This window comes from Novosphingobium lindaniclasticum LE124 (assembly GCF_000445125.1).
GTDB lineage: Bacteria > Pseudomonadota > Alphaproteobacteria > Sphingomonadales > Sphingomonadaceae > Novosphingobium > Novosphingobium lindaniclasticum.
Window position 1 is genome coordinate 26996 of record NZ_ATHL01000050.1, and the last position, 26649, is coordinate 53644.

Here is a 26649-nt window from a genome sequence, read left to right on the forward strand (position 1 = left end):
CAGCTATGTTTGGTTGATGCCCATTATCTGGCGGGTAATTTGAATAAAGTGCTGAGGGCTTAGGCTGGAGCCATATTTGCCCACGCCTGAAGCCAGCCAAACTCGCCCGGTCTTAAAGCCCATATGGCCCTTATGACGCCAATGTCTTTTGGATTGCCCGTGAAAAGCTCTGCACAAAGGGATTGGAGGTCCGCTTCCGAGGCGTCATGCAAATCCTCAGCGATGTCGTAGATGGCGTTGATCGTATTCGAGCCGAACGTGTTTTGCTCCCATGCTGCCCGCTGCGCCTGAATGCGATTTTCGATTTCCCAGATTTCAATGGGCGCAATGGTACTGCTCACATCTGGAACTTCGCCCGCTGCAGGTGGCACAGCTACCCTATTCGAAGATGAATGGTTCATCGTCGTCGATTCCTTCGATTTTTTATTTTTGGAAATGCCCCTGCGTTAGGAGCAGCGCCTAGCAATGGTTGGCCGTTTGAAGTTCGGCCTGCCCTTATGTCAGGCATCCCGTAAAGGGCTGTAGAAGTAAGTCTTGCTTCCGTCGGGGCGGCATTCGATACCAAACCCTGGAGAGGCTAATTTGTCGTGGCGTTTCCGGTCAGGCCGAGAGCGGGCGGAAGTGCAGAAGGTGACATAGAGCTTAACCTTGGGCATCCGCGTAAATCCTTTCAAAGTGATGCGGTACGCCTCAGATGCTCTCATGGTTCGTCAGAGAAAAGTCGCTTGTGTGTCGCTTTTCGACAGCTCCTGCGCGTCCGCTTTATCCGGGCACGGGCGAAGGGCTGACACACCAAAGATGTCCTTTGAGATTTGAAATCAGCAGCAGTCTGAAATCACCTGCAGTGACTTTGTTTTTCATACGAAGGTAGGCCTCGAGACGATAAGGATTGACCTTGCCACTTTCCATTACAGGCAAAGAGCGGAGCGCCGCCCCCACTTCAGAATCCTTATCTAGTCTCAAGATATGGTCTATAGAGAATGGTGCACCTTCAAAGCGCTTATAACATTCCTTTAGAAACTGAAAAAATACTGCATCGTCATTTTCTGACAAAGTATAGTATGATTGCCAGCGTGGTATATTCTGTGGTATCGGTGCGGATATCGTTCGTAATTTTTCAATCCAGTCGTCTGTCAATTCTAGATGGCATTGGTGCAAGGCTGATGCCAACTTGCAGCTCAAGTATTCGATAATACGCATCGAAGATCGACGGTCTCTAGTGCGGATAGCCTCATCAAGGTCTAGAAAAATTTGAGAATCTTTATTTATTTCACTATCAGGCAATGGAGTTGTTAAAACATCCTCTGATACGCCGAGTGCTTGCGCAATCTGCTGCACAACGTAAATTCTAGACCGTACTGGATCACTCTGCTCATTTTTGACAATCGTACGTCGCTCGACATTTGCCTCTTCTGCAAGCCTGAGTTGCGACCAGCCTTTCTTCTTGCGGAGAGTTCTCAGGGTCTCCGGATTGATAAAGCGCTCCATGTCGATCTGTGTCGCCTCTTGCAGTGGAAGTGTCGGCAAGCGTTGGTAAATATTAGCCGAGGCAGCAGGTGATCTTTCTCCTCCATTGAATCAAGATGCCGCGAGAAAACTTGCAGCCGATTTTCAGCTTGCCAGGTTTTCAGCCCCTCACGCCTCCGCATCCCCGCCGCTCTCACCGCAACGCTGAAATCCTGCGCGTCCGAAATCGCCGATTACGTACTTTCGGATTTTGGTATGGCGGCCACAATGCAAAGGGCCAATATCAGCAAGGCCCCCGGCAGTGGAAAGCGGGTGACCAATCCGATGATGGCCAGCAGTGCGATCATGCCGATTGATTCACGCGGATTGACGATAAAGCCGATAATCACTCCGGCAACGGCGAGGATGACCAGCAATTTGACCGCTGCGCCGATCAGGCCGAGGATCAGGAAGCCTGCGAGCAGGTAACCGATGACTTTCATGGTGCTGCCCTTTCTGGACATGAAAAAAGCGCCCATGCGGATTGCACAGACGCGAAGAAACGGCGGCCCCAAGGCCACTATGCTGTATGTGATGTGCCCTGAGGCCGTTGACCGTCAGTGGATTGGCGTTGCTTCCGCGAAGGCCGTTTCAGTTGCAGCCATCAGTTTTACGTCGGTGTTGCTGTCGATCGGCACGAAGAGGACCAGCCCGAAGCCGTCGTCGGACAGGATGAAGGCGACTTCGAACCAGCCGGCATGTCGGTGGATGATCTCGGGCGGCTGGATGAAGGTTCCTGCGCTATCGATGAGTGACCGGCCAAGGTCATCCTCGATCCCGTCCAGGGCATCTCCGGGCATGACGATGGCGAACATGGCAAGGTCTTCGAGGTCGAAACCATCGTACTCTGCCAGCCGGTCCAGATGAGCTTCCAGCAAGGTGTGGATTTCGTTGCCTTCGAGGATAGCCGAAACATCGGACATTTCCTCATGGGTGCGGATTAGAAACATGATTCTGTTTTCCAACAAAAAAAGCCCTCCCGCGTTGATGCGGAAGAGCCCTTGGCTTTTGGGAATGTGGTGCGCTGTTAAAGGAACAGCATCGGGAGCATGAAGAGCGCTCTGCCAATGCAGAGAAGGCCCAGAATGCCGCCGCCCACCATGATGAGTGTGGCGATGATTTTGCCGATCATTCGGCTGTTTCCTCTGCTTTCTTGGCCATGAAGCCGATCACGAGGAGGCCAATCACAAGCGGGATGCCGATTGCCGGATGCTTGGACATGAGCGTGAACAGCCCACCGAGCAGCAACAGGCCGATCGTCTCCTTGGTTCGGAAGATCAGCCCGCCGATGACAAGCGCCACGATCACCATTTTGGCCACGGCGGCGACAAGGGCGAACGCCACAAGTGCTAAGAGCAAGCGGCCCATGGGCTATTCCGTTACGGTATCTTGAGCTTTCCTACACAGTGATGCGGGTATGTCGGCTATCGCAACGGTGACCCAGCCCTCCTCAGTCTTCATCACGTGCGCCTGCTGATCGCCCGTGTACCCGCCCATTTCGTTCTTGGCGTTAACCGTCAGGCAGCCCTTTTGGGTCTTCTCGTTAAATGAGAAATCGCCAAACTTAGCAGAATCAGGATCTTTGAGGCTTTCACGGACAGCATCTTCAGCTGCACTACGGTTGCTGTTGCAGGCGCTGAGCAGGGTAAGCGTCGCGAGAAGTGCGAGCTTCTTCATACTGAATTTCCTTTAACCACGAAAAACTGACCGCGCCGATGCAATTATCGGAACGTCAGCCTATTGCCAGTAAAAATGACACGTTTGGTCTACAGACCTCATCCATTGGTTGCGGGCAAATCGCCGCATGGACGTGGTTCTGCTCCTTGGCGCAAACGTCCGCCGTCATCGTAAGCTGAAGGGAATGTCCCAAGAGCAACTTGCGTTAGAGGCGGGCATGGAGCGCAGCTATGTCAGCGACTTGGAGCGCGGCACGAGGAACCCGTCTGTTCGGGCTCTTGGTCGATTGGCGGACGCACTTGGCATCGCACCACACGAATTGCTGCTCTCCATATAAGATGGCGAGAATTGCGCGGGCTGTATAACCGTCTGATTTGACAGGCTTGTAATGAGGCGGAATCTATCTTCCTTTTTGATGAGGAAGATTCGTTCTATGAAATGGGGACCCATCACAGATTCACATGCATTGAGCGAACTGGAGGCTGCGCTCCAACCGTTATGTGGCGTTACGGTGGACCACCTCAAATTGCCTTTAGAGCTAGGAGAAGAAATAGAGCCCTCCCAGATCGGCACGATCGTAGGAACGCTCACTGATTTGCTTCTTCCGCGTATCGCATTGGAAAAAGGCATCGGCTTGAAGAAAGCTGTTTCTTTCGATGGCACATTAGGCGAACGAGAAGGCTATCCCGATTTTCAGCATGACGCAGGCTATCGGGTCGAACTAAAAGGCGCATTTCGCGATAACAAAGACGTCAAAATGAAGAAGCCTCCTACGCCAAGGGAGCCCTCAGCGCGACTAACTCAAAAAGTTACTGTCAAGAACGTGAAGCCCGAGGAAGACGCGCTTCTCGTACTGATTTATCAGCTTGAGCAGAGAAAGGATGATCCTACGCTTCTGTCGCCGGTAATTGTAAATGTAGGGCTCTTTCCCGCAATTGAGTGCGTCAGAGCGCGGGATGCCCGTATGGAAGCGGCGGGCGGGCGTTGGTTCGGGGACTACCAAACGCCCACCATTCCCAGCGGCATTGGAAAGGGTAAGATCAGGGCTGGCGCAGCGCTGGATGTCACAGTCTATGGCCGCAAGAAGGAAGAAGGTAGAGACTTCAACGAAGATACGAATTTCGGGAAACTGAAGAGAATACCTTACCGACCGCTTCAAGAGTTCTTGCGCGATAATGGCTGTCAATTTGCTCCTAAGGGAGTATATCCTGAGAAGTGGTCAATGTCGAAGGATGACATTAAGCTTGCGTTGACCCTCGATGTGGCGGCGGAGGAGGCTGGCGATCTCGTTGCCGAAGTCGACGTCTAAGTAGCAATCTTCAACAGGTGCGTTGAGCAGTAAGTCAACCCCGATACGGGGGTGATGTCCGCCGGTGGCGGCACTGCTCACCATCTCTTGTATTGGCTCACTTAAAAGCCAAGCCACAATTCCAGCAATATTAGAATTTTCTTTCTTCGCCCTAAAAATGAAGAACTCCGTTGAGCAATAAAGCCTATCGACGCCCAAAAGTTCACAAGTACCTTCAGGGATAAGGGCCACTTGCCTAAGATAAGGGCGCAAGCGAGAGATTATTACATCACCATCTTGTACGATCTTTTTTGAGCTTGTGCGTCCCGAAACTGGGTTGCCTAAGACTGTCACGTCGAGCAAACCTTCGCGTGCATTGCCGGTATCTAGAACAAAGCGTGCATTTTCTGGCGGCGTCTGCTGTTGAGAAACAACGTCTACAATCTCGCTAAGCCGAGTGCCCGCGACCAGATTACTTGATGCCTGAGTAGCAATCCAATGCTCTGGTGACAGATTAAAATCCGCTCCAAGCTCGTAGAACGAGCGGGTTATGCTGCGCATATTACGCTCCTAATCTGAGGGGCAATCTCATCAAGATCATGGTCTAGCGCTATGTAGGCCGGATGATCAACGTCAGCATTATCTCTGTAAACAGGCGTTCCATTACTAGCTTTTCCAGCTGCATCCGAACGAAAGAAAGTGATTTCGCTTTCATAAGGGGAGAGTGCTGGTTGCCTTTTTACAGCAAATATGACTGCAGCTTTTTGAGAGGTGTAAGGCAGAAAGGTATATCTATGCAGGCTAACTACGGCCTTTATTTCACTATTTTTGCCCAACCAGAGGCGTACAGCTCTGAATGCCTTCCCGCTAACTTTATTATCAGGCAAAACAATCGCAAGCCGACCGCCCACTTTTAAAAGCCGAATGCACCGCTCAATAAACAGTACATCTCGTTCTAGCCTTTTACTGCTTGTTCTAGCCACGTCATAGCCGTTGGCATATCCTTCGACGGATATATCACCAGCGAACGGGGGGTTTGTAACAATAACATCAAACCCTTCGAAGCTCGGGCCCATCATGTGTTCGATGGTTTCCTGTTCCTCATCTAGAAGCGTTGGCGCTGGTAAACGCAGGCTGTCCATTTGCTCGACTTTAATCTCACCTCTTGCTCCAATTAACGATACAACCTTCGCCACTTGGCAAGCTCTATGAGAATAATCAAAACCATATAATTTGGCGGTCTCGCCATAATTCTTCAGCGTATGAGTATGTGCTGATTTCAAGAAGGCTGCGCTTCCACATGCTGGGTCGCATATTAATTCGCCTGGCTTCGGGTCGACTGCTTCGACGCACATATCTATAACATGGCGTGGTGTGAAATATTGCCCTTTTTCAGATTTGTAGGATCTCGACGTCAATTGCTCAAACGCCTGATCTAGAGCAGTAAAATCCTGCCCCGTTATGTTAGTGCTTCCAAAGATTCTTCTGACCTCTTTGAATATCGAGTCAGGTGTTTGAATTTCTAAGGCGCCATCAAGAATAAATGCAACTTCGGCACCATGCTCTCTAAGCAATAAGTCGCACTTGCGCTTATCGGGAAGGTCTTCATAGCCTTCGCCTTCGGCAAAATATTTTGCCAAAATTAGGCGAATGATCTCGTAAAATTCGTCCACCCCACTGTTTGCCATGATAATTTCCTGCAAACGCTTAATGCGGGAAACGAAATCCGCTCCAAATTGATGCCTTTTTGCCATACATATCCTGACGAGTGACGGGCTGTGTTCGTATGTCACTCGTCATAACATAGAACATACCGTGAGCAAGCTCAGCAGGAGCTTTTTGGACGAATTCCATCTGGCGCCTCGAACGCCGAGACACACAACGCCTCTTACCTCAGCTCGGAATTCAAATTTTTGAAGAGATTGAACAGGTCGAGCACCAAACACGCCCCAGCCTTGACCCAAGCGCCACCCAAGGGGAAAGCCGCTTTGGCTGGGAAACCGCCGATGTCTGGGTGGAAGTGCCTTTAGGAAGGTGGTGCCGCTTACGTGACTCGAACACGTGACCCCATCATTACGAATGATGTGCTCTACCAACTGAGCTAAAGCGGCTTGCCTAGATCGGTGCGGTTCGAGACCGGCCGGGGCAGGGGGCGCCTTTACCGAGGACTGAAGGCGCGTGCAAGGGGGTTTCTGATTCATCGGCCACTATGTCCGTCTCGCCAGCGAATACCTATGAATCATATCGTGGGTGCGGGGCAGGAATTAGCCGAAAGCATTGTGAGGGCCGCACTCTACTTTGCCAGGGACGAAGCGGCTTACGGGATTGTGATGTTGCGATGTACGGTGGCTCTTGCATCTCCTTTTCGGGCAGGACCGTGCGGAACGGCGCGGGCGGAGGCATAAGAGCCGTTTCCTAAGCGCGGCGCCGGTCTGCTCATCCGCCAACTTCCTTAAGGAAGTCACCCCCGTGCGACATCTTCCCCCCCGGGAATATCGCTCTGGGCGAATGGGAACCGGCGCCGCGATCCGGTCCAGCCGGATGTTGGAAGCGGAACAAAGCCCGGCGTGAACCGAGCGATGGCGAGAACCGCAGGTACCGAAAGGAGGCGGTTCAACCAGTATCGTCCGGACGGATGCCGCGTTATGCGAATTCACTTGCCGATCGCCCTTTCCGCGCGGTCGCATCACGGGTCGGCCGGTTCACGGCGGCGTTCAATTCGAACCAGGCGGTTATCGCAGATCCCGATCGATCGCGCTGTGAGACAGATCACGCTTCGGGCCTTTGCCGGCGTTCATTGTCGCTGCATCGGGTAATTCCACTCGGCAGGAAAATGCTCTAGCAACTCCGGCATGGATGCTCCCGAAATCGCGCAAGTGGACCCGTTCCACGCCATGGCCATCGGCCGTCTCGCATACGAACTGGCGGGCGAGGGGCGCGACGTGATCCACATGGAATACGGGCAGCCTTCCACCGGAGCCCCGGCCGCCGCGATCGCCACCGCGCACCGTGTGCTGGACAGTGATCCCGGCGGCTACTGGGAAAGCACCGCGCTGCTCGACCGTATCGCACGGCACTACTGCGAGGCCTACCAGGTCGACATCGACCGCGAGCAGGTCATCCTGACGTGCGGCGCCTCGCCGGCCTTCGTGCTGGCGCTGTCGAGTCTGTTCGTGCCGGGCGCGCGTGTGGCGCTGGCTCGCCCTGGATATGTCGCCTATCGAAACTCACTCAAGACGCTCTACCTTGAGCCCGTGGAAATCGCCTGCGGCCCGGCCGAGCGTTATCAGGTCACCGCGGCAGCGCTGGATGCGCTCGATCCGGCGCCGGATGGACTGATCCTGGCGAGCCCGGCCAATCCCACGGGAACCGTGATCGCGCCCCGGGAACTCGCGGCTATAGCCGAAGTCTGCCGGCGCAAGAACATCCGCGTGGTTTCGGACGAGATCTATCACGGCCTCACCTACGAGGGCGCGGCGCAGTCCACCTTGCAGCACTTGCCCGATGCGGTGGTCGTCAACAGCTTTTCGAAATACTATTCGATGGCGGGATGGCGGCTTGGCTGGCTGGTGGTCCCGCCCGATCGCGTCGCGGCGGCCCGCGCGCGAATGAACAATCTGTTCCTCACGCCTTCGGTGCTCGCGCAGCACGCCGGGCTTGTCGCCATGGACGAGACGGCCGAACTGGAAAGCCACGTCAGGACCTATGCCCGCAACCGTGAACGCCTGCTTGCAGCGCTGCCGAGCCTTGGGCTCGAAAGGATCGCCCCGCCGGACGGCGCTTTCTACATCTACGCCGACATCGCGCACCTGACCGACGACAGCCTGGCGTTCTGCCAGCAATTGTTGCGCGATACCGGCGTGGCCACGGCACCGGGCGTGGACTTCGATCCCGTGGACGGCCACCGCTTCATCCGTTTCAGTTTTGCGGTTTCCACCCCGCTCGTCGAGGAAGCGATTGCGCGGATGGTGCCCTGGTTCGCGGCTTGCACCGCCAAGTCTACCGAGGCAAGCGTCTGATATCGCAGTCTCCTGTCGACGCGGTGCCGATTGAAGCCGGCTTTTCACGATTGATCGCACGACTGTAACAACCTGGGACGCATGGCCGGACAGGCCGGGTTGTGCGGATTGACAGTGCGCGCCGCTTGGGGACTTTGGCGGCTATCGATCAACAGCACGGTGGCGAGTCCCTTGACCCATCTCGTATGCAGTAAGGAAGTGTGGACCGCGCGGCTGCAGGATTTCCTGCACGACTGTGCGGCCAGCGCGCCGTCCCAGGAACATGACCGCATTCGCGAGGCGTGGCTGCTGTTCGTCCATGAGCCCGGATTGCGGGACGGCCAGGCGACCCGGTGGGCGGATCTCAACTCGAGCGGCATCGAGGCGATGCTGGCCTGCGGGGCGGCCGAAAGTGCAGTTCTGGCGCTGATCGGCCCGGACGATACGTTCATGCTGTCTCGCGGTGTGAACGGCACCTGCCTTGCCACTCTGGTCATGCCGGACGGGTCGGAGGAGATGATCGAGGCGGCGACGCTCTCCCTCGCCCTGCTCGCTGCCTATGTGTCCAAACTCCTGACGGGGATCGAGCGTAGAAACCAGGAAAAGGGCGTGGTCGCGCTGCCTTCCGGCGCACGTTTGCACTGATTGCGATCTTGCGCGGCGCGAAGACGGAGGCGGCACTCCGCATGGGTCGCAGTTCCGTGCGAAGCGCCGCCAGGTCGGTTTCCGCGTGCTTCGGCCAGGAGGGGAATATGGACCGTCCGGTACAGCGCGGAGGCCGGTGCTGTTGGAGTGGCGCGCCGGCTGAAACCCTTTTGCACATCTTGACCTAATCACGGGTGGAACCGGCCCTAAGGTCATGCCCGCGGATACGCGTTGCCGAAGCGTTCCAGCTAGTTGACCAGCGCCGCCTCGATGGCGATGCGGATGGCATCGGAAGTGTGATTGGCGCCCAGCTTGTTGAGCATGTTCGCGCGGTGGATCTCCACGGTGCGCGGGCTGATGGCCAGGCGTTCGCCGATAAGGCGGTTGGAGAGGCCGCTGGCGACACCGCCCAGCACTTCCCGCTCGCGGCGGGTGAGGCGGTCGATCCGGGCGCGGGCCATGACTTCGCGCAGCTTCGCGTTGCCGACGTGCTCGGCGCGGTCGATGGCGCGGGCGAGCGTGGCGTTCAGTTCGTCGGCGACGATGGGCCAGGCGATATAGTCTATCGCGCCGTCGAGAATGGCCTGCACGATGCGGTTCGCGCTGGGATGTTCGCTGAAGGCGATGATCGGAAACCAGTCGCCATGACGCGCCATGTTGTCGATCAGATCGTCGATTGCGCCGGCTTCGTCATGGATGAGGACTACGCCCGAACGCGGCCAGGCGCTGGCTAGCTCCGAAATGTTCTCGAACGGTTCGACATGGATATGTCCTGCCGAAAGGGCATGGCTTATGGCGGCACGGCGCCGCAGGTTGTTGTCGATCAGGATGAGATTGGATATCCGTTCCATGTCTATTCTCCCTCTTCGGCTTGTGCCTAGGGAGATATTCGCATGATCGTCTGCATGCGCGCCGGACATGCTCCGAAATCGACCTTTGAACGGGAGAAACGGGCGGGGAAGTCGCCCGGCCGAGGCTTTTCGCCAACCGAAACGGCAACAATTGCTTAACCTTCCGACGCCGGGCATTCCTTAGCGATGCGCGAGCAGCGCCTGCCCGATTTCCGCGAAGTCGGCGCGCAGGGCTTCCATGGCGGCAGGATCGAAGGCGATCGCGCTGTCCAGAACCGTGCGCCGGGCGGCGTCGTAGAGCTGGTTGAGCGCGGCGGCCACGCCGCTGTCGCCGGTCACCCCGAGGTGCAGCGCGGTGATCGCGGTGAGGGCACGCGTGAGGGACCGGCTTTTCAGGCCATTGTCGCCGCTGCGGTCGGCATGGATGGCGGTGCCGAGGGCAGCGACGAGATGCTCGTAGCACAAGTGCACGAGTTCGGCCGGGCGGGCTCCACTGATCCGTGCATCGAAGTCTACCCGGCGATAGGCTTCCACCGGAGATAGCCGGCGCCGCATCTCAACGGCTCTTGTTCCACTGGGCGATCTGGTTCTGGAGCATCGTCAGCGTGGACTTCGACACGCCGATGCGCGCCTCCGATGCCGAGAACTGCGACGTCAGCCTGGCCCGCAGCTTCTCCTGCTGTTCGGCAAGGTCGGTCCTGTCTTGCGCGATCTGGCTGCGCATCTTGGTGTAGCGCGCGATCGATCCTCCCAGGGAACCGCCGTCGGTGGCGGATGTGGCCGCGCGGTAGATCCTGTCGTAGCTGGCATAGACCCCGTTGAGGCCGTTGGTGAACATGGCCGTCACGCCTTCGGGATCGGCGGCAAGGACGGCGTTCAGGCGTTCGGTGTCGAGTGCGAAACTGCCGTCCCGCTGGGTCTTGAGACCGAGGTCGGCCAGGGTCTTGGCCATGCCGGTGGCGCCCGGCATGATCGTCGAACCCGCGAGACCGGACAGGGCGCGCTTGAGCGCCCGTGCGCCGCCGTCGCTGGCGAGTTCGGCGCCGATGGCGGTGGCGGCGTTGAGAGCCGACATCACTTCGTTGAGCGCGTCGGTGAAATCCTGCATGGCGGCGGCGATGGACATGGCCGGGTTGGCGAAGCTCACCATCGTCGGCGTGCCCAGGTTGGTTGCGGAAAGCTGGAGCTTCACGCCGGGGATGGCATCGCCGATCGTGTTGGATTTCGCGGACATCGCCAGGCCGTCCACCTTGAAGGCGGCGTCCTGCGCGGCCGCCAGAAGCTGGCCGGTGCCGGACGAAGGATTCCAGGCAAGGCCGGAGAGGCCGGGCGTAGCCGGATCCTCCGCTGCTTCCAGCACGAAGCCGTTGGCCGCCCCTTCCTGGCCCTTCAGCACGAGCTGGGCACCGTCCACAGTCTGCGCGACATAGGCGCTGACACCGGCATTGGCAGCATTGATGGCCCTGGCGACATCGGCAAGCGACGAGCCCGCGACAATCGTCACATCGACCGGAGCATGAGCGACATCCGGGGAGAAGCCGGTGCCCGAAACGGTGCCGAACCGCAGCGTCAACGTGCCGGCGCCGACTTTGTCGGTAGCGGCACCGTAGGCATTGCCGGCAAGCTGCTGGCCTTTCGCGAGCTGCGTGACTTCGAGCGAATACGTGCCCTTCGGCGTCGCGCTGCCGGTAAGGCTGGCGCTGGCCACGGCGACATTGGCGACGGCAGGCTTTCGCGCCAGATCGCCGGAACGAACCAGCGTGCCCAACGAGGTGTTCAGCCCCAGCAGCATCGACCTGATGTTGGACGCCGTCGAGATCTGCGTATCGAGCTGGTCGGAGCGAGAGGTCAGCCGGTCGTTGCGGCTGGCGAACTGGGCCACCGCCAGGTTGTTGGCCAGGGCTGTCATGTCCACGCCGCTGCCGCCGCCCAGCGCGGTCACCAGCGAGGAGGTGGTCAGCAGCGAAGTCGACGCGGTCGATGTGGGGGTGATAGCCATGATGCGCAGAACGGCAGCAGCGGCGGATCGTTAAGGAGCGGTTGCCTCGGCGGCGAAAAAGGGGCGCTATCCCTCCTGCCTGGGATCGAGCCGCCCTTCCGCATCGAAGCGGACGGTCACCGGCACGGAGACTTGCGGGGCATGGCGGTTTTCGCCGCGCTTGAGCGCCAGCACGAATGCGAGGATGGCGGCGACCGCGATATAGTGATCCTCGCGGATCATCTGCTTCTCACGCGTGGTGAAGTAGACCGACCGCGCCAGGGCAGGATAGGACATCACCGGTACGGCGAACTCGGGCGCCAGTTGCCGCATGGCCAGCGCCCTGTCTCCACGCCCCTTTGCGATCACCACGGGTGCCGGAGCCTTCGCAGGATCGTAGGCCAGCGCCACCGCGAAGTGGGACGGGTTGGCGACGATGAACTGGGCTTCCTTCAGAGCCGGCACCAGCCCGCCCATGGCGATCTTGCGCTGGCGCTCCCGGATGGCGCCGTTCTTCTCGGGAGAGCCCTGGCTTTCCTTGGCCTCGTCCCGCACGTCCTGAAGCGTCATCTTCAGGCGAAGCATGCGGCGCACGAACTGCACCGGCAGGTCGGCCAAAGCGATCGCGAGCAGGCCCGCCGCCAGCCAGAACAGCAGTTCGATCAGGGCTTCCCAGCCATAAGCGAGTTCCCCGAACAGGTTGCCGCGTCCGAGGCGGGCGAAAGTCTCCAGCTGCCCATGCGCCCAGACCCAGGCGATCGTGCCCAGCAGGGCGACTTTGGCCACGCCCTTGGCCATCTCGATCAGGCCGGTCGGCCCGAACATGCGCTTGAGGCCCGCCATGGGATCGATCCGCGAGCCTTTCGGCGCAAGATTGCCGCCGAGCCAGCGCCCCTCGCCAAAGCTCAGCTGAGACAGGAGCGAGGCGAAGATCACCGCCGCGCCCAGCGCAAGGATCGGCGGCAGCACGGCCATGAGCGCCGCCATCAACAGGCGGGCGGGTGCGAAGTCGTCGAGCGCGGCCCTGTCCCAGGTGAAGCCGGCGCGCAGCATGCCGGCCAGCAGGCCGAGCATCCACGGCCCCGCCACCATGAGCCAGACCGCGCCGAGAGCCACCGACGCGGCCGTGGCGAGTTCGCGCGAGCGGATGACGTCGCCGCGCCGGGCCGCCTCGCGCTTGCGCTTCTCGGAGGGAGCGAAGCTCTTTTCGCCTTCCTGCTCGCTCATGGCAGGATAAGCTCCGCCGTCTGTTCGATGGCCTCCGCCGAGAGGCGCGCCACCAGGTCGGTCAGCACCGGCGCTCCCACCAGCAGGGCGGCGATGCCCCCCAGCACTCCGGCCGGAAGCCCCAGCGAGAACAAGTTGAGCGAGGGTGCGGAGCGGCCGAGCACGCCGGTCACGATCTGCACTATCAGCAGGATCAGGCAGGCGGGCAGAGCGATGGTCACGGCGGTCGCGAACATGCGCGCGGCGAAAGCACCGATCAGGGCGAATCGCTCCGCACCGAGCCAGGTCTGGCCCGGGGGCAGGGCGCGGTAGCTCTCGACGATCAGCGCAAACCATTGCAGGTGCGCGCCGAGCGCCAGGAACACCAGCGAGAGCACGACCGCGAAATATTGCCCGAGTGCGGGAGACTGCGCGCCGGAATTGGGATCGACGGCAGTGGCCACGTTCATGCCCATCGATCCGCCGATCAGTTCCGCGGCGAGGATCGGGGCGGCGAAGGACAGCTGCAGCACGAAACCGAGCGAAAGGCCCACCAGCACCTCGCCCATGACGGCGAGCAGGCCCGGTGGCGAGAAAAGCACGGGCGGCGCCGCCACCGGCGTCCAGGCGCAGACCAGCACGGCGATCGCTCCGGCGCCGATCACCCGGACTTGCGGCGGCACGCCCGCGATCCCGAACAGGGGGGCGGCGACGAGGGCGGCGCCGATGCGGGTCATCACGAAGACCAGCCGCCAGAACTCCTGCTCCAGCGCGCCGAAGCCGAAGTCGAGCTGAGTCAACGCGCCACCTGAGCGGCTTGCCCGGTGCGGGCGATCTGCGCGAAAACGTCCTGCGCGAACTCGCTGACCAGCATCATCATCGAACTGCCGAACACCACCAGCACCACGGCCGTCACCGCCAGCTTGGGCACGAAGGTCAGGGTCTGCTCGTTCACCGATGTGGCCGCCTGCACCACGCCTACCGCCAGGCCCACCGCCAGCGAGGCGAGGAGCACCGGCGCGGCGACGAGTGCGGTGACCCAGAGCATGCGATCGGCCAGCGCGAGCAGAGCGGTGATGTCCTCCATGGCAGGGCCTCCCTCAGCGATGTTTCACGCGAAACTTGCCGCCAGCGAGCCCATCAGCAGGGCCCAGCCGTCGACCAGGACGAACAGCAGCAGCTTGAAGGGCAGCGACACCACCATCGGGCTCATCATCATCATGCCCAGGCTCATCAGGACCGAGGAGACCACCAGGTCGATCACCAGGAAAGGCAGGAACAGCATGAAACCGATCTGGAAGGCGGTCTTGAGTTCGCTGGTGACGAAGGCGGGAAGCAGGATCGAGAACGGCACCTCGGCAGCGCTGCGGAACTTGGGCAGGTGCGCCATGTCCGCGAACATGGCGAGGTCGCGGTCGCGGGTCTGGCGGATCATGAAGGCGCGGAACGCCCGCCCGCCTGCGGCGATGCCCTGCTCGGCATTGATGCGGCCCTCGGCGTAGGGGGCGACTGCCTCGGCGTTCACCCGCTCCAGCGTGGGGGCCATGACGAAGAGCGAGAGGAACAGGGCAAGGCCGATCAGCACCTGGTTGGGCGGCGACTGCTGGAGGCCCAGGGCCTGCCGCAGGATGGCCAGCACCACCAGGATGCGCGTGAAGCTGGTCATCATCAGGATCAGGCTGGGCAGGATCGTCAGCAGCCCCATGACCAGCAGGAGTTGCAGCGATAGGCCCAACCCCGGCCCGGTCCCGCCCGCACCCGCGGAGAGCGAGCCAAGGGCCCGGTCCAGCGCGCCGGGGATCGCCGCCTGCGCCCCCGCGCCATCAGGGGCGAGCACCGCCAACAACACTGCCGACGCCAGCATGCGTTTCATGGCTCGGATGCCTTCGCGGCGACGATCGTGTCCAACGCGGGCCGCGCGGGCGCTTCGGCCAGCCGGGTCAGCCCTTGCCGGTTGGCGACGACGAGTATCTCGCGGTCGTGAAAGGCGATCACCGCCAGCCGCTGCGTAGGCGACAGCATCAGGGTCTCGACGATCCGCAGCGAGCGGCTGCCAAGGCTGAGCGTCGCCCGCTCCTGCATCTTGCGGGTCAGCACGAGGCAGGCCCAGGCCAGCAGACCGATCACCGGCAGCAGCACGAGCAGCTTGACCAGATACCACAGCATCAGGCGCGGCCTTCCTCGCCGTCGGTCAGGGTCGGCGCAAGCGCCCCGTCCTCGGCCTCTCCCTCGTGTCCGACGATCTCGACAATCCTCAAGCCGAAGCGGCCGTTGTGCGAGACGACTTCGCCGCGGGCGATCGGCTTGCCGTTTACCAGCACGTCCAGCAACTCGTCGGTCAGCCTGTCCAGCACGACCAGGCTTTCCGGGCCGAGCGAAAGCACGTCCTTCAGCTTCATCTGGGTGCGGCCGAGTTCCACGGTCAGGCGCACGTCGACGTCGCGAAAAAAGTCGAGGCCGCGGGGATGGATGCTCATCGTCGGTAGGTTTCCTGTCGCGGGGAAGGCATCAGAATGCGTGCGTGACCTGAACGGCCACCCGGTCGTCGATCTCGCCGATGGTGCCGCTGGCAAGCGTCCGTCCGTCGATCCTCAGCGGCACACTGCGGGCCACGGCCACGGGCAGGATCTCGCCGGGGCGCAGGCCCGAGAGACGCGCCATGCTGAGCGGCATGTCCACCAGCACCGCCGTCACTTCCAGCGGCATGGAGGCGAAGGGCTCCTGCTCCGGCCGGGCGGGCAAGGCCCGGCGGTGACGCGCAGGAGCGCGGCGGGGCGCGGTGATGGCGGCCAGCGTGGCGATCGGCAAGGCCAGCGTAACAGACCAGGGCCCCCCATCCGGCGCTTCGACTTGCAGCGCAAGCGCCAGCAGGTCCGCATCTGCCGGGAAGGGATCGAGATGGCGCAGGCTGGTGTCGCGGCGGACCGGGACGACGCGGCGCCGTCCGTCGTCATCATGACCGTCCAGAGCGCTCAGCGCCACCCCCAGCGCCTCGGCCAGGCCTGTTTCGAGGCGGGCGAGCAGGAGTTCGGCCGAGAGCGGGAATGTATCGGGAAGCGGCTCGGGAACGTCGCCGGGGCCGCCGAATGCGCGGTCCACCAGCCGGAACAGCGGAGCCGCATCGAACACGGCCAGCAGCGGCAAGCTGTCGGGATCGCGGTCGACGTTCATAAGACAGTAGGCCGAGAGAGCCTCTCCCTCCTCACGAAGCGAGTCCAGAGAAGCGCGCTGCGGCGGTGCCGCTTTCACCAGCGGGATGTCTCCGCCCGACAGCCTTGCCAGGCCGGCCGGCAAGGTACGGGCCAGCCGATCGCCTATCCGCGCCAGGACAGGCTCCAGCTCCGCCACCGACGGTTCGGCGCCTATCAGTTCGGGGCAGTGGCTTGCGGGGGCGCGAGGATCGGCAGGCATTGTCACGGCCGCCTCACTGGATGATGAAGGTGCGGAAGTAGACGCCGTCGACGCCGCCGAACCCCTCCTTGCGGAGCAGGACATCGTTGATCGCCTTCGTCATCCGCTTTTCGAGCCGGTCCTTGCCGGGCATCGTATAGACGTCGTTCTCGGGCGTATCGGCGAGGATTTCGAGAAGCGCGGAACGGATCGCCAGTTCGTGCTTCTTCATCCAGATCAGTACGCGCCCGTCGCGCCGGGTCGAGCAGGCCAGGCTGAGCTGGACCAGGGCGTCGGAATCCTTGAGGTTCGAGGTGAAGTCGTCGCTGAACGTGAAATAGGCGGTGCGGTAGGGGTCGCCGCCCTCGCCCTCCACGTCCGGCGCAGCTTCTTCGCCTTCGCCCTCGGCGACGGGCATGTAGGGATCTTCCTCTCCCTTGCGCACGAGCTTGGGCTGGTTGTCCTCGCGGCTGGAGGCATGGCTGCCGCCGATCAGCCCGCTCATCACCAGCGCCGCCACTGCGCCGCCGCCGACCAGGAGCAATCCCGCCACCGCGAGCACGAGGCCCAGCTTGCCTTTCTTTTTCCCGCCGGCGCCGTCGTCCGGTGCTGCCTTTTCGCTCACGCGCGTTCCCCCATGGATTTCGGATCAGGCGTAGATGTCGCTGCGCCCGGCGCCGCGCGTACTCAGTCCTCGGTCCTCGGCGTCCTCCTGCTTCTGGCCCTGCCCTTGCCATCCGCTCGGCGCCGGCCGATCGCTTCCGGCACTATGCTGGCGCTGATCGGTCCCGGCACTGCCCCCGAAGTTCCCCGAGGGCGTCTGCTGATGAGCCGATGCTTGATGGCCGCCCTCGCGCGGCAAATCGCCATTTTGGGAAGCATTGGCCAAAGTGGCGGCGATGGCGGTCTGCACCGATCCACCGAATCCAGGCGCGGCGGCCGCCATTGTCACCGCCAGGCCGCGTTCCTCGTGGCGAAACTCCAGTGACACCGGGCCGAACTGTCCGTGGTGCAGCGCCGTGCGGACGAGGTGAGGGCTGGCTTCCTCACGTGCTTGGGAAAGTCGGCCGACAAGGGCGGCGAAGTCCTGCGGCAATTCGGCCGGAGTGTTTCCGGGACGGGGGGATAGGGCGACGCCGATGGGAGCCGTCGCGGCGACGAAGGGTTGCAAGAGCGGCGTCTGGCCGAGCAGCGCCGGCGCTATCGCGGCGGGCGAAGGCAGGGCCGTTTCGCCGGGAGCTTTCAAGGTTGGACCTGGCTTGAGGCTGGGTCGAGGACTTGGCGCGCCGGATCCTGGGGCCGCGCGTTCCGAGGGCGTGCGCGTGAGCGGGAGAAGCTCCAGCTTGGTCGGAGCGACATCGTGCCGCGAGGCAGTTACCGGCAGCGCCGGAGGCAGGTTCGTCGGCAGAACCTGCGACTTCTCGCTTGGGCCGGCGAGCATGCTGTCGGTCGGTTCTGCGCCCTGCTGGATGGCGGGCGGAGCTTGGGCTGTGTCGATCACTTCGACGCGCGCCAAGGCAAGTTGCATCACTCCCGTCGGCAGAGCGGGAGCGGACCATGGGCCGGCACGAACGGTGGGACCGGGCGGCGGCGCGGGATGTCCGGTTGTTTGGCTCGTGACATGGCCTGCTGCGGCGGGCGCGGTCGGCTCCAGGGCGCGTGTGGCAGCGGGGACGGGCATCATCACAAGTCCGGCCAGAGGCATCGGGTCGATCAGAAGTAGCGCCAAGGCCGCTTCGGCCTCACCGCCTTCACTCTCTACGGCCGGTTCGGGTGCGTCATCCTGAAGCGCCGCTTCGACAGGTTCGAGCGGCAGGATCTTGCCGGATAGCTTGCCGATGTTGCCGCTTGGCAGCCTGCCTTCAGCAGCAGGAAGCCCAAGGCTGGCAAGTGTGTCGAGGAGCGCGGCGAAGCCGTCGGCGACGGCCCTGTCTGCAGGGTTAGCGGCGCCTCCGGCCGGAATGGAGGCTGCGGCGATCACCGGAGCGGCTGGCGACGCGACAGGACTTGCAGGGGCTGGGGCGGAAAACGGGATCATGCCTGGCGTGTCCTCGTGGCGATCATGTCCGGCAGGCTATTCAAGACCCGTGCCAGACCGTTTGCGGCCGCTAAGCGACGGCATTTCGGCGGCTCTGGCGATCGCGCGCTCCTGGCGGTCGGCGCGATCCTCGATGGCGGCGCGGCGCCGCTCGGCTTCGGCCAGGATCTTTTGCTTGGCGTCGGCGATGGATCGGGCGCGCGAGGCGTCCCCTTCGGCCGTGCGATGGATCGCCCGCAGCCCATCGAGGAAGCGGCCGACCTGATGGAGCGCGGCGGCATCGTTCATCCCGCGGCGGCTGCCGTAGTCCTGAGTCATGCGGTGCGTGCGTTCGGACACGTCGCGAAGCTTCGATAGAGTGCTCTCGGCCTGTGCGGCCTCCACGGCGGCCGTCTGGCGCGCGATGGCGCGAATCTTTTCCAGGCGGCGCAACCGGACCAGACGCTGGCGTTCCTGCTTCATCGGTCAGGCCGCCAGCAGGGCGGCAAGCTGCGCGGCGCTGGCTTCGAGGTTCACGATCTCGTCCTGGGGCTGGCTGAGGAAGGACGTCAGATGCTCGTGCATGGCGATGGCACGGTCGAGCTGCGGATCGGCGCCGGCGCGGTAGGCGCCCATCAGCACCAGGTCGCGGTTGGCTTCATAGCTCGCGGCGAGGGCGCGGAATTGCCGGGCGGCCTGCTGGTGCTCGGCCGGGACGATGTCGTTCATCACCCGGCTGAGTGAGGCCGCGATGTCCACGGCGGGATATTGCCCGCGCTGCGCCAGTTCGCGCGAAAGCACGACGTGCCCGTCGAGGATCGAGCGGGCCGTGTCGACGACCGGGTCGTCCTGGTTGTCGCCATCCGCGAGCACGGTGTAGAGGCCGGTGATCGATCCGCCGCTTTCCGCCGAATTGCCCGCGCGTTCGACCAGCTTGGTGATCGTGGCCAGCGCGGACGGGGGGTAGCCGCGCGCGGAACCCGGCTCGCCCAGCAGCAGGCCGATCTCGCGCGCGGCATGGGCGACACGGGTGAGGCTGTCCAGGATCAGCAGAACCCGTTGCCCGCGCGCACGGAAATGCTCGGCCATCGCGGTCGCCAGCATCGCGCCGCGCAGGCGCAGGTTGGGGGCATGGTCGGCGGGAACGGCGACGACGATCGTCCTGTCCTTCTTTTCGGCCTGCATATGCCGCTCGACGAAGTCGGAGACTTCGCGTGCGCGCTCGCCGATGAGGCCGACCACCACGACATCGGTGCCCATAGTCTCGGTCGCCCCGCGCGCGATCATGTCGATCAGGACCGACTTGCCGACGCCCGAGCCCGCCATCACGCCGATCCGCTGGCCGACGCCGAAGGTCGTCAGTGCATTGAGCGCCTGCACGCCGGTATCGAAGGGCAGGCGTACCGGGCTGCGGTCCAGCGCGGCGGTTCGCACGCCGCCGGAGGGCCATTCCCGGCGGCTGTGGATCGGAAAGCCGCCGTCTATGGGAAGACCCTCGCCGTCGATCGCGCGGCCCAGGAACGGTTCTCCCACCGGCAGCAGTCCGGGGCGACCCTCGGCCCAAACCCGGGCGCCCGGGCGCAGCAGGATCATGTCGCCCAAGAGCATCGTCATCGTGCGGCCGTTGCGAAAGCCGATCACTTCGGCGGCCAGCGACTTGCCCGGTGCGTGCGAGACCCGGCACATGGCCCCGACCGGCACCGACAGGCCGCTGACCTCCAGCAATCCGCCATCGCAGGCGGCGACAAGACCGAAGCGGCGCGGGGCAAGATCCAGCGGCTGCGCCGCGAGATCGGCCAGGATCGGCTCCCAGAGCTTCAGCAACGCTGGAGCGCCTCGGCGATCGCACGTCGCCAATTGGCAGGGCCGTCCTCGACGCCGCCGGTCGCGGTCTCGATGCGGACGGTCCCGCGTTCGAGCGTGGTATCGGGCTGGACCTGCCATTCGGCGCTGAGCCGAGGCGATACCAGCCGCAAGTCTTCGGGATGGAGCCGGATCAGCCGCTCGTCCTCTGCACGCCTGAGCATCGCGACCGCTACACTGATGCGGCGGAGCAGCGCGTCCGGTTCGATCGCCAAGGGCATGATCGCGGACTCGCACAAGGCCGACACGGTGTCGCGCAGGCGCAGCCGCAATTCTTCCTCGCGGACTTCGTCGAGCTTGGAAAAGGCCAGGGTCAGCTTTCGGTAGGTCGCCGCTTCGGTATCGGCGTGGATCCGCGCTTCGTGCGCGGCCTGTTCGTGGCCCATGGCGAAGCCGTGGCCAAACGCTTCGGCAATGGGATCGCCGGCTTCACTTTCGGGCGCGGCTGGCGCGGCGGGATCCGGCAAGGGGGCGCGCGCTTCGGCCTGGTCGCCAGGAGGCGGTGCGATGAACCGCGCATCCGGCTGGAAACAGGAAGGCTGGGCCAGCCTGTCGAGTAGGCCCCCTTCCGTCCTGCCCGTGAAATCCGGGCTTGCCAAAGGCTCCCTGGTCCTGCGCCGCGAGAAACCGAGGTCAGACATAGTCGTCGTCTCCCGAGCCGAAAGCGATCGTGCCGTCGGCGGCAAGGCGGCGGGCAATTCCCACGACCTCCTTCTGGGCTGCAAGGGCATCGGCCAGGCGGGTGCGGCCACGCGCCAGGATCTCATCCTTCACGCCATCCGCAGCCCGGCTCGACATGGCGCGGAAGAAGGGCTCGCGCTCGTCCTCGCTCACGCCCTTGAGCGCATCGATCAGCGTGTCGTTGGGAACGTCGCGCAGCAGCGAGCCCATCGACTTGGGATCGAGTGTGAAGAGATGCTCGAACTTGAACATCTCGTCCTCGATGCGGCGGGCCAGAACCTTGTCGCGGCGGGTCAGTTCGCCCAGCACGCGCTTTTCAACGACTTTGCCGGCGCCGTTGATGATCTCGGCCGCCTCGCGGGCGCCGCCGATCAGGAGCGGTCGCTGGCCATGGCACTCGGTGATGCGGCGTGCGAGCAGTTCCTCCAGCATCATGATGGCCTCCGGGGCGACCGGACCGAGCGTGGCGACGCGGTGGACGATGCCCGGCTGCTCCTCGGCGGGAAGGGCATGGAGCACGGCGGCGGCCACTTCGGGATCGAGTTGCACGAGCAGCACCGCGATGGCCTGCGGATGCTCGCCGCGCACCAGGGGCGCCAGCGAATCCGGCGTGAGCCAGCGGGCGAGTTCCAGCGCCCGATGCTGCGGAGCAGCGGGCAGGATGCGGCGCATCATGTTGTCGGCCTTCACCTCGCCCACAGCGCGCGCGAACATCCCCCGGACCTGTCCGGGGCGGTCGTGCGCGACGAGGCCGAGCGCTTCTGTGCGGGCGACGAATCCGGCGATGGCGTCCGCGATCACGTCTGGGCCGATTTCACCCAGAGCGCACATCTTCTCGCCCAGGCGGCGCAGTTCCTCGGGTTCCAGTTCCGAGAGGATGCGGCTGGTCTGCTCCTCGTCGAGCAGCATCATCATGATTGCGGCATTGTCGCCGCCGGGAAGGGGGGTGGGCGGCGGGGGGGAAGCTACCTCGTTCATCATGCGGCCCTCACCTTGTCCGGCTCGCCGTCCTGCGGATCGTTGATCATCTGGCGCAGTGCCGCGACGGCGCTGTCGGGCTTTTCCGAGACGAGGCGCTGGGCGAGACTGACCTGACGCGAGAGCAGATCGGCGCGGCGCAAGTCGATGTCGAGGCCATCGGCGCCCGGAATGTCCGGCCGATGGGGCAAGGCGCCCGCCGGCGACGGCGCCGCGAGCACATGCCCGGAGGTGCTTTCCAGCGCGCGTTCGAGGGCGATCTGGAGGGGATCGTCATTTGCTCCGCCGCGGCCCTTGCTGCCCTTCGAAGCGCTCCTTTCGCCGCGCACCATCTTGATCAGCGGCCGCACCGCCAGCAGCAGGACCAGAAGCACCGCCATCAGCGCGGCGCCATTGCGCACGGCCATCGCGAACCACGGCGTTTCGTAGAAGGGGAGGGCGTTGTCGTTGACCGGCTCGAACTTGCGCACGACGACGTTCACCTGGTCTCCGCGCCCCGGATCGGCGCCGACGGCGGCGCTCACCAGCGACTGGATGTCCGCGACGGCCTGCGCCTTCGCGCCTTTCACGCTATCCGCCTTGATCGCCACCGCTACCGAGACGCGCCTGATCCCGCCGGGGCGCGTGTTGGCCACCGAGACCTGGCGGCCCAGCTCATAGGTGCGGCTCGACGAGGATTCGCCATTGCTCGGCGGGGTGCCGCCGGGGGCGGGCTGAGTACCCTGTGGCGAGCCCGGGCGTGCCTGTGCGGCCGGTGGCGGCGTGTTGGACAGCACGCCCGGAACGCCGGCAGCCGGGCCGGTACCGGTCGATTGCGACTGTTCCTGCGTCTCGCTGCGCACGACGCCGTCCTTGTCGTAGCTTTCGCGCGCGGAAGTCACTTCGTCCATGTCGAGCGCGACCTGGGCTTGGGTGGTGAAGTTGTCGGGGCCGAGCACGGGGGTGAGCAGGCTGGAGACCTGATCGCGGATCTTGGCTTCCAGCCGCGATTGCAGGTCGAGCCGGTCCGCCTCCGCCCCGCCGAGCGGCGAGAGCAGACGGCCGTGCTGGTCCACCACTTTCACGGCATCCGGTGCAAGGCCCGGCACCGAGCCGGCGACGAGGTTGACCACCGCCGAGACCTGGCTTTCGGAAAGCTGGCGCCCGGCCTTGAGCCGGACCATGACCGACGCCGTGGGCGGCACGTCTTCGCGCACGAAGACCGACTTCTCGCCCTCGGCAATGTGCACGCGGACGGCGTCGACCCCGTCGATCTCCGCTATGGTCATTTGCAGGTCGTGCTCGCGGGCCGAGCGCAGCCGTTCTCCTTCCAGCGTGCGGCTGGCGCCCATCGGCAGTTTGTCGAGCATCTGGTCGCCGCTTTCGGGGCTTGCCAGGGCGCCGTCGGACGCCACCAGCATGCGGGCCTTGTAGAAGTCGCCTTCCGCCACGGTGAGAGCGCCGCTGCCGCTGTCGATGCGGTAGGCTATGCCGGCCTGGTCGAGCGCGGCGACCACCCCGGCGCGCTCCGCGTCGTCAAGCTGGGCATAGAGCACGCGCTGGGGTGAGGGGGCGAGCGTGGCCCAGGCCAGCAGCGCCCCGCCCACGGCGGCGAGCCCGACGAAGGCAGGCAGCATTTTGCGGACTGCGGGCTGGGCCGTGAAGGCACGTAGCCGCGTCAGCACAGGCGCGCCGGAACGATCGGTAAGAGGCGCGAAGAGCGAGGGCCTGGGGAACGGCGCGGTGCCATCGGCATGGGCGGGAACGAGATCGGCCATTTAGCTCAGACTCCCATCCGCATGATGTCTTGGTAGGCGGCCAGCAGCTTGTTGCGGACTTGCAGAGTCGCCTCGAAGGCGATGCCGGCTTCCTGCCGGGCGAGCATGACTTTGGCGACGTCGGTGACTTCGCCTTTCTGGTAGGCTTGGGTAAGGCCTTCGGCCCGGGCCTGCACGGCGTTGACGCCGTGCAGCGCCGACTGGAGCGTATCGGCGAAATCCGGGCGGGGCGGCTGAACGCCGATGCCGTCCCTGGCACTGTCCTGCGCCGCGTGGATTTGCTGGAGCAGGTCGCTGCGCTGGATGATCTGCTGGCGCATGGCCATGATCTGCTGGATGCCGCCCGGATTGCCTGCAAGGCTTGCTGGCGCGCTCATCGCAGACCTCCCATCGCGCCGCGCGGTGGGCCGATGGGAATACCGGCCTCGCGCATGGAGGCGAGGCGATAGCGCAGGGTGCGTTCCGAGATGCCGAGTTCGCGCGCGGCACGCAGGCGATTGCCGCCGCAGGCCTCCAGGGTTTCGACGATCGCGCGGGCCTCGGAGTTCTGGACGATGCTCGACAGCTTGCGGGTGCCTTCGACGTCGAACGGGGCGGCGGGGTCCAGCGGAGGAAAGCGGCCGCTCGGCAGGGTCGCGGGGATCAGCCGCGCCGGGCTGTCGAAAACGATATGTTCGGGCGTGATGATCGCCTTTGCCTGAGCCAGCAGCAGCGCGCGGCGCAGGACGTTCTCCAGTTCGCGCACGTTGCCGGGCCAGGCGTGAAGCTTGAGCATGGCCAGCGCGGCATTGCCGAGGCAGGGGACGTCCGACGGATCCGGCGCGTGACGCAGAGCCATGGCAAACGCGAGAGGCGCGATATCGTCGGCGCGTTCGCGCAGCGGGCGCAGGGTAAGCGGAAAGACGTTGAGCCGATAATAGAGGTCGGCACGGAAACGGCCCTGGGCGACTTCGATAGGCAGGTCGCGATTGGCGCAGGCGATGACGCGCAAGTCCACCTTGATCGACCGGGACGCGCCGATCGGTACGACTTCCTGCTCCTGCAGCGCGCGCAGCAGCTTGGCCTGGAGCGCCAGGGGAAGCTCCGCGATTTCATCCAGCAGGAGCGTGCCGCCATCGGCCGCGCGCATGAAGCCTTCGCTCGCCTGGGTCGCGCCGGTGAAGGCGCCCTTCTGATGGCCGAACAGCATGGCTTCCAGCATGGTTTCCGGCATGGCGGCGCAATTGACGGCGATGAACGGACCATCGCGGCGGGGACTGCGCGCGTGGATGAACCGGCTGAGCACTTCCTTGCCGGTGCCGGTAGGCCCATTGATCAGCACCGGAATGTCGCTTTTGGCCAGCCGATCCGCCAGAGCGAAGACCGAGAGGCTCTCGGGATCGGCGGCAATGGGTTCGTCCGGCCCGGCCATCGCCGCCAGCAGCATCGCCAGCGAGGCTTCCGAGACCGGATCGGCGTAAGTCACGTCGATGGTCCCGGAAGCGCTGCGAACAAGAGCCGGCTGCGTTCCGCGAGCGAGCCGCACGATGCGCTTGAGGACTCGTGAAGTGGAAGCGGTTCCCGTGAATGGGGCGTCGGCATCGTGCAATTCCATCGCCGAACAATCGAACAGCGATCCTGCAATGGCGGCGGCGCGGTGGGCGATCGGCCCGTGCCGGCGGTTGAATTCCGTTTCGAAAACCAGTTCGGCCATACCTTGCGTCCCCAGTGGAATTAACGGTTCCAGGGGCTCGATATGGATGCCTAACGGCGAATCTTTGGAAAATTTAAGGCCACGTAGCGACCCTTAGTAGTATCTGAATTTCCTGGGATCTGCGCCCGCTTGACGGGAAGAGCAATGGCAGCGGCGGGCTTAATTTCGCTTCCGACCTGCCGGTCTTGGCTTCGACAGCAGCGCCGGATGAGCCGGCAAGAGCTGTTTCCTCATCGATACACCTAACGGGAGCCAAAGATGTCCGTCATCAACACCAATATCAGCGCGATTCGTGCTTCGAACGCATCGAATTCGGCCAACAAGCTGCTGGGCACCGCCATGGAGCGCCTGTCGACCGGCAAGCGCATCAATTCCGCCAAGGACGACGCGGCGGGCCTTGCCATCTCCACCTCGATGACCGCCCAGGTCCGCGGCATGAGCCAGGGCATCCGCAATGCCAACGACGGCATCTCGCTCGCCCAGACCGCCGAAGGTGCGCTTTCGGAAGTGTCGAACATGCTCCAGCGCGTTCGCGAACTGGCGATCCAGTCCTCCTCGGGCACCTATCAGGACACCGACCGCGATGCGATGCAGCTCGAAGTGACGGCGCTGACCGGCCAGATCGACGACATCCTTTCGCAGACCACCTTCAACGGAAACACCCTGTTCGCCACCACCGGCAGCGACGTGACCTTCGACATCCAGACCGGCGCGAATTCGGGCGAGACGGTCACGCTGACCTCGAAGACGATCGACGGCGCCAACCTCAATGCCTCTGCCCTCGACGTCTCGACGGCTTCGGCGGCGTCCGACACGCTCGACAGCATCGACGACGCGCTGGAAGACGTGAACCAGGCCCGCGCCTCGCTCGGCGCCGGTCAGAATCGGCTCGAATCGGCGATCAACAACCTGACCAACAACGTGACGAACCTGTCGGACGCGCGCTCACGGATCGAGGATGCCGACTATTCGGCCGAAACCACCCAGATGGCCAAGGCGCAGATCCTCAGCCAGGCCTCGACGGCGATGCTCGCCCAGGCGAACCAGAGCCAGCAGAACGTGCTGTCGCTGCTGCGCTAAAACCACGCGCGATCGGCAGCCGATCGGCTGTCGTCCGGGCC

The 26649-nt window shown here is 63.3% G+C and carries 32 protein-coding genes and 1 tRNA gene; 5 read left to right on the top strand and 28 right to left on the bottom strand.

Going from position 1 to position 26649, the window contains the following annotated elements; genetic code table 11:
- Positions 1-59 precede the first annotated feature (59 nt).
- The 6 genes from L284_RS31085 to L284_RS46835 all read right to left on the bottom strand — a co-directional run bounded on the left by L284_RS31085 (position 60) and on the right by L284_RS46835 (position 3183).
- Complete coding sequence (locus L284_RS31085; protein ID WP_152524623.1) at positions 60-401, bottom strand: hypothetical protein; 342 nt, start codon at positions 399-401, stop codon at positions 60-62.
- A gap of 361 nt (positions 402-762) precedes the next feature.
- Positions 763-1488: a helix-turn-helix transcriptional regulator gene (locus L284_RS47235; RefSeq protein WP_081673924.1), complete on the bottom strand. Its 726-nt coding sequence runs from the start codon at positions 1486-1488 to the stop codon at positions 763-765.
- A 212-nt stretch (positions 1489-1700) separates the two neighbouring features.
- Positions 1701-1949, bottom strand: coding sequence for a hypothetical protein (locus tag L284_RS31090; protein ID WP_152524624.1), 249 nt, complete (start codon positions 1947-1949; stop codon positions 1701-1703).
- Positions 1950-2063: 114 nt separating this feature from the next.
- Entirely contained in the window at positions 2064-2456 is a 393-nt protein-coding gene (locus L284_RS31095; protein ID WP_031341708.1) for a hypothetical protein, read from the bottom strand.
- Positions 2457-2634: 178 nt separating this feature from the next.
- On the bottom strand, positions 2635-2874 hold the full coding sequence (locus L284_RS31100; protein ID WP_152524625.1) for a hypothetical protein: 240 nt from the start codon (positions 2872-2874) through the stop codon (positions 2635-2637).
- 3 nt (positions 2875-2877) lie between these two features.
- Positions 2878-3183, bottom strand: coding sequence for a hypothetical protein (locus L284_RS46835; protein ID WP_021233239.1), 306 nt, complete (start codon positions 3181-3183; stop codon positions 2878-2880).
- Positions 3184-3310: 127 nt separating this feature from the next.
- Here L284_RS46835 and L284_RS31110 point away from each other — a divergent pair, with 127 nt between their 5' ends.
- Together L284_RS31110 and L284_RS31115 are read left to right on the top strand one after the other, a co-directional pair.
- Positions 3311-3520 (top strand): helix-turn-helix domain-containing protein, encoded by a 210-nt coding sequence (locus tag L284_RS31110; RefSeq protein ID WP_021233240.1) that lies wholly within the window; start codon positions 3311-3313, stop codon positions 3518-3520.
- Between the two features lie 129 nt (positions 3521-3649).
- Positions 3650-4492, top strand: a complete 843-nt coding sequence (locus tag L284_RS31115) for a hypothetical protein (RefSeq protein WP_021233241.1) — start codon at positions 3650-3652, stop codon at positions 4490-4492.
- Here L284_RS31115 and L284_RS47875 read toward each other — a convergent pair.
- The 3 genes from L284_RS47875 to L284_RS31120 all read right to left on the bottom strand — a co-directional run bounded on the left by L284_RS47875 (position 4403) and on the right by L284_RS31120 (position 6582).
- Positions 4403-5032 (bottom strand): hypothetical protein, encoded by a 630-nt coding sequence (locus L284_RS47875; RefSeq protein ID WP_152524626.1) that lies wholly within the window; start codon positions 5030-5032, stop codon positions 4403-4405. The two genes, L284_RS31115 and L284_RS47875, sit on opposite strands and share 90 nt — an antisense overlap.
- Positions 5020-6225: an HsdM family class I SAM-dependent methyltransferase gene (locus L284_RS47240; RefSeq protein WP_081673925.1), complete on the bottom strand. Its 1206-nt coding sequence runs from the start codon at positions 6223-6225 to the stop codon at positions 5020-5022. Before L284_RS47240 ends, L284_RS47875 begins: the two co-directional genes overlap by 13 nt.
- A 281-nt stretch (positions 6226-6506) precedes the next feature.
- Positions 6507-6582, bottom strand: a tRNA-Thr gene (locus L284_RS31120).
- Between the two features lie 741 nt (positions 6583-7323).
- Here L284_RS31120 and L284_RS31125 point away from each other — a divergent pair.
- Together L284_RS31125 and L284_RS31130 are read left to right on the top strand one after the other, a co-directional pair.
- Positions 7324-8490 (top strand): aminotransferase class I/II-fold pyridoxal phosphate-dependent enzyme, encoded by a 1167-nt coding sequence (locus L284_RS31125; RefSeq protein WP_021233243.1) that lies wholly within the window; start codon positions 7324-7326, stop codon positions 8488-8490.
- A 171-nt stretch (positions 8491-8661) separates the two neighbouring features.
- Complete coding sequence (locus tag L284_RS31130; protein ID WP_052018348.1) at positions 8662-9114, top strand: hypothetical protein; 453 nt, start codon at positions 8662-8664, stop codon at positions 9112-9114.
- A gap of 248 nt (positions 9115-9362) precedes the next feature.
- Here L284_RS31130 and L284_RS31135 read toward each other — a convergent pair whose 3' ends face one another.
- The 19 genes from L284_RS31135 to L284_RS31215 form a co-directional block, all read right to left on the bottom strand.
- Complete coding sequence (locus L284_RS31135) at positions 9363-9965, bottom strand: response regulator transcription factor (protein WP_021233245.1); 603 nt, start codon at positions 9963-9965, stop codon at positions 9363-9365.
- Between the two features lie 180 nt (positions 9966-10145).
- A complete protein-coding gene (locus tag L284_RS31140; RefSeq protein WP_031341711.1) occupies positions 10146-10520 on the bottom strand; it encodes a flagellar protein FliS in 375 nt (124 codons plus the stop codon).
- 1 nt (position 10521) lies between these two features.
- On the bottom strand, positions 10522-11964 hold the full coding sequence (gene fliD / locus L284_RS31145) for a flagellar filament capping protein FliD (protein ID WP_021233247.1): 1443 nt from the start codon (positions 11962-11964) through the stop codon (positions 10522-10524).
- Positions 11965-12030: 66 nt separating this feature from the next.
- Positions 12031-13170, bottom strand: a complete 1140-nt coding sequence (locus tag L284_RS31150) for an EscU/YscU/HrcU family type III secretion system export apparatus switch protein (protein ID WP_021233248.1) — start codon at positions 13168-13170, stop codon at positions 12031-12033.
- Entirely contained in the window at positions 13167-13949 is a 783-nt protein-coding gene (gene fliR, locus L284_RS31155; protein ID WP_021233249.1) for a flagellar biosynthetic protein FliR, read from the bottom strand. Before fliR ends, L284_RS31150 begins: the two co-directional genes overlap by 4 nt.
- Positions 13946-14236 (bottom strand): flagellar biosynthetic protein FliQ, encoded by a 291-nt coding sequence (locus L284_RS31160; protein WP_021233250.1) that lies wholly within the window; start codon positions 14234-14236, stop codon positions 13946-13948. The genes fliR and L284_RS31160 overlap by 4 nt, the downstream gene beginning before the upstream one ends.
- A 24-nt stretch (positions 14237-14260) precedes the next feature.
- Complete coding sequence (gene fliP, locus L284_RS31165; RefSeq protein ID WP_031341712.1) at positions 14261-15013, bottom strand: flagellar type III secretion system pore protein FliP; 753 nt, start codon at positions 15011-15013, stop codon at positions 14261-14263.
- A 5-nt stretch (positions 15014-15018) separates the two neighbouring features.
- Complete coding sequence (locus L284_RS31170; RefSeq protein WP_021233252.1) at positions 15019-15315, bottom strand: flagellar biosynthetic protein FliO; 297 nt, start codon at positions 15313-15315, stop codon at positions 15019-15021.
- Positions 15315-15626 carry a flagellar motor switch protein FliN gene (gene fliN, locus L284_RS31175; RefSeq protein WP_021233253.1) on the bottom strand — a complete coding sequence of 104 codons (312 nt, stop codon included), beginning with the start codon at positions 15624-15626 and terminating at the stop codon, positions 15315-15317. The genes L284_RS31170 and fliN overlap by 1 nt, the downstream gene beginning before the upstream one ends.
- 31 nt (positions 15627-15657) lie before the next feature.
- Positions 15658-16560, bottom strand: a complete 903-nt coding sequence (locus tag L284_RS31180) for a FliM/FliN family flagellar motor switch protein (RefSeq protein ID WP_021233254.1) — start codon at positions 16558-16560, stop codon at positions 15658-15660.
- Positions 16561-16573: 13 nt separating this feature from the next.
- Positions 16574-17164 (bottom strand): flagellar basal body-associated FliL family protein, encoded by a 591-nt coding sequence (locus L284_RS31185; RefSeq protein WP_021233255.1) that lies wholly within the window; start codon positions 17162-17164, stop codon positions 16574-16576.
- Positions 17165-17188: 24 nt separating this feature from the next.
- Positions 17189-18577 (bottom strand): hypothetical protein, encoded by a 1389-nt coding sequence (locus L284_RS0123895; protein WP_152524627.1) that lies wholly within the window; start codon positions 18575-18577, stop codon positions 17189-17191.
- Between the two features lie 36 nt (positions 18578-18613).
- Complete coding sequence (locus tag L284_RS31190) at positions 18614-19039, bottom strand: hypothetical protein (protein WP_021233256.1); 426 nt, start codon at positions 19037-19039, stop codon at positions 18614-18616.
- A 3-nt stretch (positions 19040-19042) separates the two neighbouring features.
- Positions 19043-20380: a FliI/YscN family ATPase gene (locus L284_RS31195; protein WP_021233257.1), complete on the bottom strand. Its 1338-nt coding sequence runs from the start codon at positions 20378-20380 to the stop codon at positions 19043-19045.
- Complete coding sequence (locus tag L284_RS48695; RefSeq protein WP_031341715.1) at positions 20374-21060, bottom strand: FliH/SctL family protein; 687 nt, start codon at positions 21058-21060, stop codon at positions 20374-20376. The genes L284_RS31195 and L284_RS48695 overlap by 7 nt, the downstream gene beginning before the upstream one ends.
- The gene (locus L284_RS31200; RefSeq protein WP_021233260.1) at positions 21053-22081 is read right to left on the bottom strand and encodes a flagellar motor switch protein FliG; all 1029 of its coding nucleotides are present in this window, start codon (positions 22079-22081) and stop codon (positions 21053-21055) included. The genes L284_RS48695 and L284_RS31200 overlap by 8 nt, the downstream gene beginning before the upstream one ends.
- Positions 22078-23835, bottom strand: a complete 1758-nt coding sequence (gene fliF, locus L284_RS31205; RefSeq protein ID WP_021233261.1) for a flagellar basal-body MS-ring/collar protein FliF — start codon at positions 23833-23835, stop codon at positions 22078-22080. The genes L284_RS31200 and fliF overlap by 4 nt, the downstream gene beginning before the upstream one ends.
- A 5-nt stretch (positions 23836-23840) precedes the next feature.
- The gene (gene fliE / locus L284_RS31210) at positions 23841-24212 is read right to left on the bottom strand and encodes a flagellar hook-basal body complex protein FliE (protein ID WP_021233262.1); all 372 of its coding nucleotides are present in this window, start codon (positions 24210-24212) and stop codon (positions 23841-23843) included.
- A complete protein-coding gene (locus L284_RS31215) occupies positions 24209-25528 on the bottom strand; it encodes a sigma-54 interaction domain-containing protein (protein ID WP_021233263.1) in 1320 nt (439 codons plus the stop codon). Before L284_RS31215 ends, fliE begins: the two co-directional genes overlap by 4 nt.
- A gap of 258 nt (positions 25529-25786) precedes the next feature.
- Here L284_RS31215 and L284_RS31220 point away from each other — a divergent pair, with 258 nt between their 5' ends.
- On the top strand, positions 25787-26608 hold the full coding sequence (locus L284_RS31220; protein ID WP_021233264.1) for a flagellin N-terminal helical domain-containing protein: 822 nt from the start codon (positions 25787-25789) through the stop codon (positions 26606-26608).
- Positions 26609-26649 lie beyond the last annotated feature (41 nt).